6 protein-coding genes are annotated in these 14,634 nt (G+C 38.2%); 5 read left to right on the forward strand and 1 reads right to left on the reverse strand.

The features are described from left to right. Positions 1 to 506 precede the first annotated feature (506 nt). From WAE64_RS05285 to WAE64_RS05295, 3 genes are all read left to right on the forward strand, one after another. Positions 507 to 3,764 (forward strand): SusC/RagA family TonB-linked outer membrane protein, encoded by a 3,258-nt coding sequence (locus WAE64_RS05285; RefSeq protein ID WP_340235186.1) that lies wholly within the window; start codon positions 507 to 509, stop codon positions 3,762 to 3,764. Positions 3,765 to 3,788: 24 nt separating this feature from the next. Then, complete coding sequence (locus tag WAE64_RS05290) at positions 3,789 to 5,510, forward strand: RagB/SusD family nutrient uptake outer membrane protein (RefSeq protein WP_340235187.1); 1,722 nt, start codon at positions 3,789 to 3,791, stop codon at positions 5,508 to 5,510. An 81-nt stretch (positions 5,511 to 5,591) separates the two neighbouring features. Next, positions 5,592 to 9,146: a VCBS repeat-containing protein gene (locus tag WAE64_RS05295; RefSeq protein ID WP_340235188.1), complete on the forward strand. Its 3,555-nt coding sequence runs from the start codon at positions 5,592 to 5,594 to the stop codon at positions 9,144 to 9,146. A 131-nt stretch (positions 9,147 to 9,277) separates the two neighbouring features. Here WAE64_RS05295 and WAE64_RS05300 read toward each other — a convergent pair whose 3' ends face one another. After that, positions 9,278 to 9,637: a winged helix-turn-helix transcriptional regulator gene (locus tag WAE64_RS05300; protein ID WP_340235189.1), complete on the reverse strand. Its 360-nt coding sequence runs from the start codon at positions 9,635 to 9,637 to the stop codon at positions 9,278 to 9,280. An 83-nt stretch (positions 9,638 to 9,720) separates the two neighbouring features. Between WAE64_RS05300 and WAE64_RS05305 the strand changes: the two genes are divergently transcribed. Together WAE64_RS05305 and WAE64_RS05310 are read left to right on the forward strand one after the other, a co-directional pair. Beyond that, complete coding sequence (locus WAE64_RS05305) at positions 9,721 to 10,599, forward strand: NmrA family NAD(P)-binding protein (protein WP_340235190.1); 879 nt, start codon at positions 9,721 to 9,723, stop codon at positions 10,597 to 10,599. An 850-nt stretch (positions 10,600 to 11,449) separates the two neighbouring features. Continuing rightward, the gene (locus WAE64_RS05310) at positions 11,450 to 14,626 is read left to right on the forward strand and encodes a SusC/RagA family TonB-linked outer membrane protein (RefSeq protein WP_340235191.1); all 3,177 of its coding nucleotides are present in this window, start codon (positions 11,450 to 11,452) and stop codon (positions 14,624 to 14,626) included. Positions 14,627 to 14,634 lie beyond the last annotated feature (8 nt).

Raw genomic sequence — 14,634 nt, forward strand, 5'->3', positions numbered from 1 at the left:
TTAATTTTCTTAGGCGACTTTAATGACTGAACCGCGATTATTAACCTAATTTTGTAGCTTTTACATAGCTCTAAAGACTTCATCAAGTATTGACATTATTATAAAATCCTCACTAGTAAGATAATTAAGTTTTAAGTTTTTGCCCATTCGGGTTGCGCATAATTTAAATAAAATTGCAGGACATTAAAGATGAAATAAAACCTAATTTTTTTAAAAACATCTTAATTCCGAATATTCTATTATACACAGCTTCATAAATAAGTAGTAGGTTTTTCACAAAGTAAGTTTTTTTTATTTAGGCAGAATTTTATTTGGTATAAATAAGGTGATAGTTTAGTGTGGGTATTAAAATTTATAAAAAAAACGTGAAAAATTTGGAAAATTTAGAGAAGCCCTCTATAATTGTGTCAGATACACTTATTGCTATAAATCAAGAAATTCTTGATATAATATAAGAACTTTAATTACAATTTATTTTTTACTTTTTTTTTAACTAAAACAAAACTATGAAACAAAACTACTTTGTGCCCATAAGGGGTGCTCTGATTTGTGGACTACTTTGGATGATGTCTATCGTAGCGTTTGCACAAAAATCTGTCAGTGGTAAAGTAAGTGATTCGAAAGGAGAGGGTGTTCCGGGAGCCAGTATCTCTATCAAAGGAACTACTACAGGTACAATCTCAGATGCAGAAGGTAACTACAAAATCAATGCCCCTAGTGCTGGTGGTACATTAGTAATCAGTTCAATCGGTTACAAAACTGTTGAGATTAAACTAAACAATCAAAGTACTGTTGATGTTACGCTTGAAGATGATGCTTCTAGCCTTGATGAGGTTGTTGTAACTGGTTATTCAGTTGATAAAAGACGTGAATCAACAGGTGCGATTTCAACTGTAAAAACCAAAGACCTTACAACTGTTCCTTCAGCGAGTGTTGAACAACAATTACAAGGTAGAGTAGCTGGTTTAACAGTTGTAACAACTAGCCAGCCAGGTTCTGGTAGCCAGATTCGTGTACGTGGTTTTGGTGCATTCGGTGGTAACGAACCTCTAACTATCGTGGATGGTTTGCCAAGTGATGCAAGTTTCTTAAACCCGGAAGATATTGAGTCTACTACAGTATTGAAAGATGCTTCTGCGGCTTCTATCTATGGTGCAAGAGCTGCCAATGGTGTAATTATCTACACTACTAAAAAAGGTAAGAAAAATGCCAAAAAATTGAATATTACGTATGATGGCGTTTTTGGTTTTACTGATCCGGGCAAAGGTCAACAAATGATGAACCCACAAGACCAAGCAACCTGGACTTGGACTGCGCTAAGAAATTCGGGTGCACCTTTAACTCACCCACAATATGGTAGTGGCGCAACTCCTATCATTCCTGATTACCTTAAAGTAGGAAACAGAAGTGGTGTGGTTGGTACTATTGATTTGGAAGCAGAAAGAGCAAAATACAACATTACTGGACCAACAATCGGTGATTATTACCAAGTAATAAAAGCGAACAAAGAAGGTACAGACTGGTATAAAGCCTTGACTCAAACCGGAACCATCCAAAGACATTCATTAGGTTTTGAAGGTGGTGGTGATGCTTCACGTTTCTATGTTGGCTTATCATTACAAGACCAACAAGGTATTTTACCAAGCCAAAGAGCTAAACGTATTGCTATGCGTGTAAACTCTGAGTTTGATCTTTTCAAAAACGTAAGAATCGGTGAAAATATCCAGCTTACGTATCTTCAAATCTTAGGTCGCCAAGGTGGTAACAATGGTCTACAATCATCACAAGATGAAAACGATATCCTTGGTGCATTCAGATCTCCAACTATTCTTCCTGTTTATGATGAGTTTGGTGGATTCGCAGGTACAACTGCGCTAGGTTTTGGCCAAGGTTCAAACCCTGTTGCTAACCAACAAGCAGGAAAACTAAATAGAAACTTTAATGCTATTGCATCGGGTAACTTCTACATCGAGATCGACCCAATCAAGGATATGACATTCCGTTCTTCTATCGGTGGAACATATAACAACGCATATGGTTGGGGATATGGTCGTCCGATTTATGAAACTCTTGAAAACAAAAGTACAATCTGGTCTTATAACGAAAATGCTAGTTTCAGATTAGGCTGGACTTTCACAAATACGCTTACTTATAAGAAGAAATTTGGTATTCACAACCTAGATCTATTGGTTGGTCAAGAGGCTCTTAATACCGGACACGGTAAAAATATTTCGGCTGATGGTCGTGCTCCATTCTCTGGAGACCCTAACTACATTACCATTTCTACATTGGATATCAGAAACCCTGCAAACAGTGGTAAAGAAAATGGTGTTAACTTTAACTCATACTTTGCTAGAGCTATCTATAGCCTGAAAGATAAGTATATTATTACTGGGGTTATCAGACGTGACGGTTCATCTCGTTTCGGTTCAAACAACAGATATGGTGTATTCCCTGCGGTTTCTGCTGCATGGAGACTTTCAGACGAACCATTCATGAAAGGTCTTACTTGGGTAAACGACTTGAAAATCAGAGGGGGTTATGGTACAATGGGTAACTCAAATAACGTTGCACCTACCAACCAATTTAACCTTTATGAGCAAAACGTAGGAACTTCGGGTTATGACATTAATGGTACTAACGCAGGTATCGTAGGTGGTTTCAGACAATCACGTATCGGTAACCCTAATGCTAAATGGGAAACCAGTATCACCAAAAATATTGGTTTTGATGGATCATTCCTGAAAGGTAAATTGGATGTTATCTTAGATTTGTGGCAAAAAGATACTAAAGACTTATTGTATCAATTGCCGATTACACAAACCGTTGGTGGAGCCACTGCACCTTCAGTAAACGTGGGTACAATGGTTAATAAAGGTGTTGATATCCAGATTATCACAAGAGGTAAATGGGGTAAAGACCTAGGTTATACATTTGATGTAACTGGTAGTTTCCTTGATAACAAAATCACTGAAATCGGTGGCGGCCTTACATACTTGCCTGATGTTAATCCTAGCTTCAGAGGTGTATTCCCTATCCGTAACCAATTGGGTTATTCATTGTCTTCTTATTATGGTTATCAGGTAGTAGGTTTATTCCAGACACAAGAGCAAGTAAACCAGGCGTTAAGCTCAACGGTTACACCAGGTGCAGCAGTACCAGTTCAAGAAGGAGCAGGCTTGGGCCGTTTCCGTTATGCTGACTTAAATGGTGATGGTCAAGTTAATGCAGATGACCGTACTTATCTGGGTAGTCCGGTTCCTAAATTTACAGGTGGTTTAAACTTTAGTCTTTCTTACAAGAATTTTGAGTTATTAGCTTACTTCTATACTTCAATTGGTAACAAAATCTATAATATCTCTAAAAGATTTACAGATTTCTATCCTTTGTTTGCTGGTGCTGCTATCTCTGAGCGTGTTAAAAACTCTTGGAGCCCTGAAAATCCAAATACTGATATTCCTCGTTTTGAACAAAATGATGGTTTCAGCACAGGTTCTCAATCAAGCAGTTTCTATGTTGAAGATGGTTCATACCTAAGATTCCAAAACCTTTCTGTTGCTTACAATGTGCCAACGGCTATTGCAAACAAAATGAAATTGGGTAGAATTCGCTTGAACGCTGCAGTTAATAACTTATTCACGGTTACTAAATATGGCGGTCTTGACCCACAAGTTGCGGGTGCTACTGATACCAACTTTGGTGTTGATTTGGGTAACTTCCCAATGACTCGTCAGGTAACGTTTGGTTTAAATGTTGGATTCTAATCTAAGTCAAATTAAATTAAGACAATGAAAAAAATTAAAATATTAATTTCCAGCGTCGTTCTCTTTACAGGGATGTACGCTTGTAGTGATAGCTTCTTGGAAGTGCCCGCAACCGGTACACTTTCAAAGGATCAATTAACCGGTACTGCCGGCCTGGAGGGTTCTTTAATTGCAGCTTATGCACAGCTTAGTGCTTTAAGTCAAACTCACTCGGGTCCATCAAACTGGCTTATCGGTAGTATCAGAGGTGGAGATGCTAATAAAGGTACTGACCCTGGTGATGGTACCGAGATGATTCCTATTCAAAGATATGAGTACGTTTCTACCGACCAGGTAGCTGGTAACGTTTACCAAAGTTACTTTGATGGTGTAGCAAGAGCAAACGCTGTATTAGGCTTGTTAAAAGAAGCTCAGCCAAGCGTAAAAGAAGAAGATAAAGCCAGAATTGGAGCTGAAGCTCGTTTCATAAGAGGCCATTTTTACTTCCAATTGAAAAGAAATTTCAATATGGTTCCTTATGTGGATGAAACCAATACTGTAGCTAACGGAATTGAGAAAGTAAAAAATGATACTGACTTGTGGCCAAAAATTGAGGCTGACTTTAAAGCGGCTTATGATGTTCTACCAGAAACCTCTTCTTCGGTTGGTCGTGCAAACAAATGGGCAGCAGCATCTTACTTGGCAAAAGTATATTTATATCAAAAGAAATATACAGAAGCAAAAGCACTTTTTGATCTAATCATTGCTAATGGTAAAACAACCGGCGGTAAAAAATATGCGCTTTTACCTAAGTATTCTGACCTTTATAGAGTTGCTAACGATAATAACTCAGAGTCAATCTTTGCGGTTCAAGCAACTGTAAAATCAGGTAGTGGAAATAACGCCAATGGTGACTTGCAACTTAACTTTATACAAGGTGTTGACCCTGGTACATGTTGTGGGTTTTTCCAACCATCATTTGAGTTTGTAAACGCACACCGTACTGATGCTAATGGTTTGCCATTATTGGATAACTCATACAATAGCCCTGCCAATGCAGTTAAGAACGATATGGGTATCAAATCTGATGAACCTTTTACATTAGATGCAGGTCCGTTAGACCCAAGATTAGACCACTCTGTAGGTCGTAGAGGTATTCCTTTCTTAGATTGGGGTAAACATACAGGTTTCAGCATGATTCGTAACCAACCTAATGGTGGCCCTTATTCTCCTAAAAAGTATATATTTACTAAGGCAGAAAAAGATGCAGGCTTAACAGAAACAGGTGGTTGGGGACACCAGACTTACAACGCCTACAACGTAACAATTATCAGATACGCAGACGTTCTTCTGATGGCTGCAGAAGCTGAAATTGAGGTAGGTTCATTAGCAAAAGCACTTGAGTACACAAATATGGTAAGAGGTAGAGCTGCTAACCCTGCTGGCTTTGTAACGGTTGATGGTGCACCAGCGGCCAACTACAAAATCGGATTGTATACCTCTTTCCCTACAAAAGAATATGCAAGATCAGCGGTTGAATTTGAAAGAAGAATTGAGCTTGGAATGGAAGGATACCGTTTCTATGACCTAGTTCGTTGGGGTAAGGATGTAGAAGAGCTTAACCGTTACCTGAAATATGACCAGGCTTTATTGCCAGGTGCTTTGGGTGGAGCTACTTATAGAGCAAATAGAGCCATATTCCCTATTCCTCAAGGACAGATTGACCTAGTAGGTTCTGATGTATTAAAACAAAATCCTGGTTATTAATATTCTGAATGTCTAATATTTTTATTGAAAGAGATGGCAAACTCGCCATCTCTTTTGATTTATAATTCCCCTAAACTTATCATGAAAAAGGTATTATATTTCATTGTTAGCTATGTTTTGCTAGTTTCTTGTAAAAAAGAACAAAAAACTTTTACAGAACTAACAGTTGATGAAACCAATATTGCATTTTCGAATCGAATTGCCGAAAATGATACACTAAATATTCTTACTTACGAATACGTGTATAATGGCGGCGGTGTAGCATTAGGTGATTTTAATAATGATAAACTTACCGATGTATATTTTACAGGTAACACAACCCCTAATAAATTGTATCTCAATAAAGGAGATATGAAGTTTGAAGATGTTACAGAAAAAGCAGGTGTAAATGGCGAGGGACGATGGTCGTCTGGTGTAGCGATAGTTGATATTAATAATGATGGTTTATTAGATATGTATGTGTGTGCTACAGCTAAAAAAATGGCTGGGCAAAGAGCAAATTTATTATATGTGAATCAGGGTGTGGGAAAAGACGGTATCCCGTCGTTTAAAGAAATGGCAAAAGAATATGGGATCGCAGATACAACCCATACATCTAATGCCGCCTTTTTTGATTATGATAATGATGGTGATTTAGATTTATATGTGTTAGTAAACGAAATGGATGATACACGTTTTCCGAATCAGTTCCATGAAAAAGTAACAGATGGTTCTTCAAAACGTAACGACCGACTTTATAGAAATGATTTTGATAATGAAAAAAAACATCCTGTTTTTACTGATGTAACTACACAGGCAAAGATTTTTGAAGAGGGTTTTGGCCTCGGTATTAATATTACTGATATTAATAAGGATGGCTGGAAAGACATTTATGTAACTAATGACTTTCTGACTAATGATTTAATGTATATCAACAACCATGATGGTACATTTACCGACCAGGCAGGCAAATACTTTAAGCATACGTCATATTCAGCCATGGGTAATGATGTAGCCGATATTAATAACGACGGATTGGTAGATTTGGTTGCATTAGACATGATGCCTGCCAGCAACAACCGTAAAAAAATGATGACCCCTGCCAATAGCTATACTACGTATCAGAATAACGATAGATTCAATTATATTTATCAGTATGCACGTAATACTTTACAGGTAAATCAGGGTAAAAACCCAACCACAGGCGAGCCAATGTTTAGTGAAGTCGGCTTGTTGTCGGGCATAGCACAAACCGATTGGAGTTGGGCACCAATGGTAACCGATTTTGACAATGACGGTTTAAGGGATATTATTATTACGAATGGTTTCCCGAGAGACATTAACGACCACGATTTTCTAGCCTATCGCAATGAAGTCTATAGCCTGATGGCCAAGTCGATGCTTTTAGATTATGTGCCTGTTATCAAACTGACAAATTATGCTTACCGCAATAAAGGTAATTTTCAGTTCGAAGATGTAACTGATAAATGGGGTATTACCAAACTCACTACTGCAAACGGGGCAGCCTATGCTGATTTAGATAATGATGGCGACCTAGACTATATTGTCAATAATATCAACGATTCTGCTTCGGTATACCGTAACAATTCTATTCAGTTAAAACCACAGGAAAGTAATTATCTGAGAGTACAATTAAAAGGCACAGGTAATAACCTGATGGGCCTTGGTGCATGGGTTGAGATTCTGTACGACAACGGCCAAAAACAAGTATATGAGCATACGCCATACAGAGGATACCTGTCGTCGGTAGAGCCTATTGCTCATTTTGGTTTAGGGAAAATCCAGAAGATTGACCAGGTAAAAATAATATGGCAAGGCGGCAAGTCGCAGATACTGAAAGATGTGAAGGCTAATCAGGTAATTACTTTGAACGAAACCGATGCCACGCTACAACCCGCCATTGCAAACACTACTGATGAGACCTTATTTGTTGATATAAGTAATCAATTGAATGTGCCTTATAAACACGAGGAACCAGATTTTATTGATTTTAATGTTCAGAAGCTTATACCACATAAATTATCTCAGTTTGGGCCTGCCCTTGCAGTAGGAGATGTAAATGGTGATGGCCTGGAGGATGTATTTGTTGGTGGCTCCAACCAGCATAAGGGCAAGTTTCTGATACAGAGTAAAGATGGTAAATTTAGTGTACAGGATTTGCTCTCCGGCGAGGATGGCCCTGCAAAAATCACCGAAGACATGGGCGTATTGCTCTTTGATGCTGAAAACGACGGTGATTTAGATTTATATATTGTAAGTGGCAGTAATGAGTTTAACCCCGATTCGCCTTCGCTACAAGATATGTTTTATATTAATGATGGTAAAGGGAATTTTCAATTGAGCCCTCAGGCAATACCACAATTTCTGAAAAGTGGCTCATGCATAAAAGCCGCCGACTTTGACCATGATGGCGATTTAGATTTATTTGTGGGTGGCCGTGTAGAAACTAACAAATATCCTGTACCCGTATCGAGCTATATTTTGCGTAACGATTCATCGAATGGACAAGTGAAATTTACTGATGTAACTGCGCAGGTTGCTCCTAAATTGCAGAATATTGGTTTAATATGTGATGCTTTATGGAGTGATTACGATAATGATGGCTGGCAAGATTTACTATTAGTAGGCGAGTGGATGCCTGTTACGGTTCTGAAAAACAATAAAGGTAAACTTGAAGCACTTACACAAAATGGTTCTTTGAGTACTAAAATAGGCTGGTGGACAAGCATTGCTGCCGGAGATTTTGATAATGATGGCGACGTAGATTATATAGCCGGAAATCTGGGCTTAAACACTTTGATGCAAGCCAGTGATAGTGAACCTGTAAGTGTTTATGCTAAAGATTTTAATAATGATGGTTTTTATGATGCTATTCCTACGGTGTATTTCCCAAATACAAAAGGCGAAAAAAAAGAGTTTCCGTATAATACCCGTGACGATTTGGCGAAACAATTTATTCAGACTCGTCAGCGTTTTCAGAATTATGCCAAATTCTCAGAAGCTACTATTAATGAAATATTAAAGCCCGAAGAAATAAAAGACGCTTTGATATTGAAAGCTAATTGGATGAGAAGTAGCTATATCGAAAATAAGGGTAATGGTGTATTTGAAATAAAAGAATTACCTATACAAGCCCAGTTTGCTCCTTTTTTTGGTATGGTTACGGCTGATTTTGACCAAGATGGGAACCTGGATGTGCTGGTAGCAGGAAACGATTATGCTACAGAATTAACAGTAGGGCGTCTTGATGCTTTAAATGGCTTATTACTGAAAGGTGATGGCAAAGGCAATTTCGTTGCGGTACTTCCTGAAAATAGCGGATATTGTGTTGCAGGCGATGCAAAAAGCCTTGTAAGGCTTATCAGTGCTAAAGGAGAACCAGTATTTGTGGCATCGCAAAATAGAAATAACCTGAGATTCTTCTCGTATAAAAATCAGGTTAAGAATATTATGCTAGCCCCTAACGAAACAGCTATTTTATGGAAGTTTAACGACGGCAAAAGCCGCAAAGAAGAAGTAGGCTATGGCACATCGTTTCTATCTCAATCGTCACGCAGTGTAATAGTGCCTGCAAATGTGGCAAGCATCCAGATTATAGATAACACAGGCAAGAAAAGACAACTTGCACCACTTTAAACATAAATAAATTACATAATAAAATGAGAGATGTTTTATACGCATCTCTCATTTTTGTTATGCATGGCTGTCAAGTTAATTAGGCCTGTTTTCTTTACATCTATCTGCTAAATTTCTACCAAATGTTATTGTCAGTTCGGGTCTCCTATATGTTCAAATGCCCAGTTGGCCATTGCATCAATTACGGGAATGATTTTTTGCCCCGAATCGCTCAGGCGATAGGTCACAAACGGCGGCACAACCGGCTTTGCTTCCCGAATAACCAGCCCATCATTTTCTAGTTGCTTAAGATGCTGAATGAGCATTTTCTCTGTAATAGCAGGAATGGCTTTTTTCAGCTCGTTATAACGTTTGCTTTCTTTTGATAAATGATAGATAATAATAGGCTTCCAGTAGCCGCCAATCTTCTCCATTGTAAAGGTTACCGGGCACATTTCTAGTGCTGTTTTTTTATTTTGCTGAATTGTCGATGATTCTTTAATCGTTGTCATTGATACATACTTTAGGGTAAGTACTTGTAAAAAAGTAAGTACAAATATAGCTTTGCAACTGTAAACAAAAAAATAATTTAACAATGAATATTACAGTTACAGGTTCTTTAGGAAACATAGGGCAACACTTAGTAAAGAAATTAGTTGCAGCCGGCAATAGTGTTACAGTTATCAGCAGCAGCGAGGAAAGAAAAGCAGCTATTGAAAGCACAGGTGCAAAAGCCGCAATAGGCGCTATAACAGATGTAGCTTTTCTGGCAAGTACATTTGCCGGAGCAGATGCTGTATATCTTATGACACCGCCAAATATAGGTTTTCAGAATATTATTGAAAACACAACAAATGTTGGTAAGGCTTATGCCGAGGCTATCAAACAAGTAGGTGTGCAACGTGTAGTAATGTTAAGCAGCGTTGGTGCAGACTTTGACGGCGGCACCGGGCCAATTGCAGGGCTGCACAATATCGAAAAACTATATAGCAAATTGCAAAATGTAGCTATCACATTCTTACGGGCGGGGTATTTCTATACCAATTTTTATAAAGATGTTCCGCTTATTAAAAATGCAGGAATACAGGGTTCTAATTTCTCTGCTGCCACAAAATTGCCATTGGTTCATCCGCAAGATATTGCCGCTGCAGCAGCAGAAGAACTGCAAAAAACGGCAAGTGGACATGCTGTACGCTACATCGTTAGCGACTATGTAGCTGCTGCCGATGTTGCCAAAACTATTGGCAATGCTATTGGTAAACCCGAATTACCTTGGGTAGAATTTACTGACGACCAAGCCTTGCAAGGCATGACCGGAGCAGGTGTGCCACAAGAAATGGCAGAGCTATACACCGAAATGGGTGATGCTATTCGTGAAGGTAAACTTCAAGGTGATTTCGAAGCACAGGGTGCGCCATTAAATGGTGATGTTAAGATTGCCGATTTTGCCAAAGAGTTTGCATCTCGTTTCTAAAAGCATAAAATTATCAAAGCCGGAAGCAATATCTGAAAAGGTATTGCTTCTTTGGTTTATAATAAATTGGTAGTGTGATAAAGAGTTTTAGCTTCTAATTTTTAATGATAAAAGCCTTCGGAAACTGATTTGAAAATTTATCTTGAACATTACGTTTACTCAAAAAATTGAACGCAGATTAAAATTTATAAAAAAAAAAGAAAAATTTGGAAAAATTAAAGAATTCCTATAATTTGTGCCTGTTATAGCATGATAGAATAATAAAAACACCTATTTATGCTACAAAACGTACTAAACCTATGAAATATATCGATATTTTGCTTTCAAAGCACCCTAATAAACACTGATATACTTCTGTTTTTAATTAACCTAATTTTAAACTAATACTAAAAAAAGCCTATGAAGTATACTTCATTCTAATCTACTGTACATTAATTTCGTAGCAATACTTTCTACACATCTTATTCAGAATGTCTCGGTTGTTCTGATACACTATAACCTAATTTTATACTAATAACATAAAAGCGTATGAAAGATAATCTTATTCTTTCTTTATAACTATTTACATCATTCTGGTTAAGCCAGAGGTTACTTTACTATACCTATTATTACCTGATTTTATAAAGCGTATGAAAAATACTTTCTTATTGCAATTCTGTGTATATAAGTAACTCTGAGATAAACCGGAGTGAAATGAGTATGTATATACTCCCATTGCTGTTATCAGTTTTTTTATAAAAGCGTATGAAAGATTAATTTTTTCCTATCGGTATACACTATCGGTTTTATGGGTGTATGCCAGCATTTTTATTCTATAATTTATTTTATTAAAACCAAACAAAAAAAGCGTATGAAAGAAAACTACTTTGTACCTCTAAGGGGTACTCTGTTTTGTGGCATGCTTTGGCTGATGTCCATTGTAGCGTTTGCACAAAAATCTGTTAGTGGTAAAGTAAGTGATGCAAAAGGTGAGGCTATTCCCGGAGCCAGTATTACCGTAAAAGGGACAACAACCGGAACAATCTCAGATGCTAATGGAAATTACAAAATTAATGTTCCAAATAACGGAGCTATAATAGTTGTAAGTTCTATCGGTTTCAGAACTCAGGAGATTTCGGTTTCGAGCCAATCTACTCTAAATGTTATCTTAGAATCAGACGAAGCTGCGCTTGAAGAAGTGGTTGTAACCGGGTACGGAACTCAATCAAAAAGAGACATTACCGGCGCTGTAACAACCGTTAATGCAAAAGATTTACAGTCGGTGCCGGCCACTACATTTGCGCAACAATTGCAAGGCCGTGCCTCAGGGCTTAGTATCGTAAATGATGCTACACCTGGCGGTAATGCTACTGTGCGTATCCGTGGTTTTGGTACAATTGGTAATAACGACCCACTGTTTATTATTGATGGGGTTCCGACAGAAAACCAAGGAAACCTTAACCCTAATGATATTGAAACCATACAGATTCTGAAAGATGCTTCGGCTTCTTCTATCTATGGTTCTCGTGCTGCCAATGGCGTTGTGATTATCACAACTAAGAAAGGTAAAATAGGCCCTGCAAAAATTAATTTTTCTGCTTATTACGGCACCCAAAAAGTATCAGAAAATGTACAATCATTAAATGCGAAAGAATTAGGACAATATCTTTATCTGGCTGATAAATATGCCGGAAAAACACCTTCACACGGGCAATATACTTTTGGCCCTAATGGCGAAGTAACCATTCCTGACTACGTGTTTCCGAGTGCAGGTAAAGAAGGAGCAGCTAATACAAACCCTGCTTTGTATTCTTTAACGCCTGATAACATCTATGCCATTACAAAATCGGCCGATACTTATTGGTGGGGAGAAGTAACACAAACAGCACCGATTCAGAATTATCAACTTACAGCCAGTGGTGGTTCTGAAAACAGCCGCTATGCCTTATCGATAGGATATTTCTCGCAAGATGGGGTTGTTAAATTTATCGGGTACGACCGCTATACTTTGCGCTCAAATACCGAGTTTTCGGCTATCAACAAAAGATTGAGAGTTGGTGAAAACTTCACGGTATCGATAGATAACCGTAAAGGTGGCTTTAATAATAACGAAGAGCAAAATGCTGTTTCGGGTTCTTATAAGCACCATCCGTTATTGCCTTTATACGATATTGCAGGTTTCTTCTCGGGTTCTCGTGGTGCTAACCTGGGTAATAACTCAAACCCTTACGCAACACTTGCCCGTGCTGCCGACAACAGAAGATACCGCCTGAGAGGCTTTGGTAATATTTATGGCGAATATGACATTCTACCGTTTCTGACTTTCAAAACCAGCTTAGGTATTGATATTACTACCGAAAACGGCAAATACATTGGTCGTGCAAACCCAGAGTATATTGAAGGTAGTTTCAACAATGGTTCAGAGTCAAACACCAGCTACGATTACCAATGGGTATGGCAAAACACTTTATCGTTTAGCAAAACATTTAATACTGTGCATAAAGTTGATGCCTACGTAGGTACTGAAGCTATCAAGCAATTTGGCGAATACTTTGGTGCTACACGTAATGGTTATGCTTTTGAAACCTTACCAATCATCAGTTACCTTGACCTCGGAGACCCAACCAGAGTTGGTAACTATGGCAGAGTTGGTAACGACTACACTTTGTTCTCGCAGTTTGGTAAGTTCAACTATGCTTATAACGATAAATATTTGTTTCAGGCTATTGTGCGTAACGATGCTTCTTCTCGTTTCTTATCTGCTTCTCGTAATGCACTTTTCCCGGCATTTAGCTTAGGCTGGCGTTTATCTGAAGAGAAATTTATTTCTACCAATCTGACATTCATCAGTGATTTAAAACTTCGTTTTGGTTGGGGTAAAACAGGTAACCAGAAAATCGGTAACTATAATGCCTACACTACTTATCGTTCAGATATTTTTCATGCGGGGTATCCGATTGATGGTAGCCAGACAACCCCTACAATCGGTTATGATACGCAAGCATTTGGTAATCCTAATGCTAAGTGGGAGGCTACAACATCAACCAACTTTGGTATAGACGCTTCTTTGTTTAAAGGTAAACTAGGTTTCGAAATCGATTTCTGGAAACGTGTAACAACCGATATGTTGTTTACTACGCCATTGACATTTACTGTGGGTGATGCAAGTGCACCTGCCTTTAACGTAGGGCAAATGACCAACAAAGGGCTTGATTTAGGTGTGAACTACAAGAGTAACATTAATAATTTCCGTTATAGCATTGCTGCTAACTTATCGACCTACAAAAATAACGTTGATAAACTTGATGCAAGCCCTAATACGCGTTATTTCGGTTATGGCTCTCGTGTACCTGCTATTACACTTACACAGGCAGGTTTGCCAATTTCATCGTTTTATGGTTATCAGATACTTGGTATTTTCCAGTCACAAGCCGAGGCAGATGCATGGCCTAAATACGAAGATTATAACAAACCTGGTAAATTTAAAGTGGCTGATATTAATGGCGATGGCAAAATTACCGATGCCGACCGTACTATCATTGGAAACCCTCACCCTGACTTTGTATATGGTTTGAGCCTGAATTTTGGTTATAAAGCATTTGACCTTACCATTTTTGCCAATGGTTCACAAGGTAACGATGTGTTCAACTATACCCGTTATTTCTCCGATTTCAATACTTTCCAGGGTAACCGCTCAAAACGCGCTTTGTATGATGCATGGCAGCCTAATAATACGTCGGGTACTGTGCCTATTATGGATGCTAACGACCAGGTAAGTAGCCGTCCGTCGAGCTATTTTATTGAAGATGCTTCTTATTTCCGTATCAAAAACGTGCAGTTGACTTATAATCTGCCATCAAAAATTGCCAACAAAACGGCTCTTGATAATGCACAGATTTATCTGCAAGTACAAAATTTGGCTACGTTTACTAAATACACTGGTCTTAACCCTGAAATCCAGACAGGTGTAGACAATACTTTAGGTTTTGATGGTGGGTATATGCCTGTATCAAGAACAGTTATTGTGGGTATCAATTTTGGATTCTAAACACTATA

The sequence above is a fragment of the Emticicia soli genome (genome assembly GCF_037860775.1).
GTDB lineage: Bacteria > Bacteroidota > Bacteroidia > Cytophagales > Spirosomataceae > Emticicia > Emticicia soli.

Bases quoted from the DNA above. Each gene is read 5' to 3' on its own strand.
- WAE64_RS05285 (WP_340235186.1), top strand. From the start codon at position 507: ATGAAACAAAACTACTTTGTGCCCATAAGGGGTGCTCTGATTTGTGGA.
- WAE64_RS05290 (WP_340235187.1), top strand. From the start codon at position 3,789: ATGAAAAAAATTAAAATATTAATTTCCAGCGTCGTTCTCTTTACAGGG.
- WAE64_RS05295 (WP_340235188.1), top strand. From the start codon at position 5,592: ATGAAAAAGGTATTATATTTCATTGTTAGCTATGTTTTGCTAGTTTCT.
- WAE64_RS05300 (WP_340235189.1), bottom strand. From the start codon at position 9,637: ATGACAACGATTAAAGAATCATCGACAATTCAGCAAAATAAAAAAACA.
- WAE64_RS05305 (WP_340235190.1), top strand. From the start codon at position 9,721: ATGAATATTACAGTTACAGGTTCTTTAGGAAACATAGGGCAACACTTA.
- WAE64_RS05310 (WP_340235191.1), top strand. From the start codon at position 11,450: ATGAAAGAAAACTACTTTGTACCTCTAAGGGGTACTCTGTTTTGTGGC.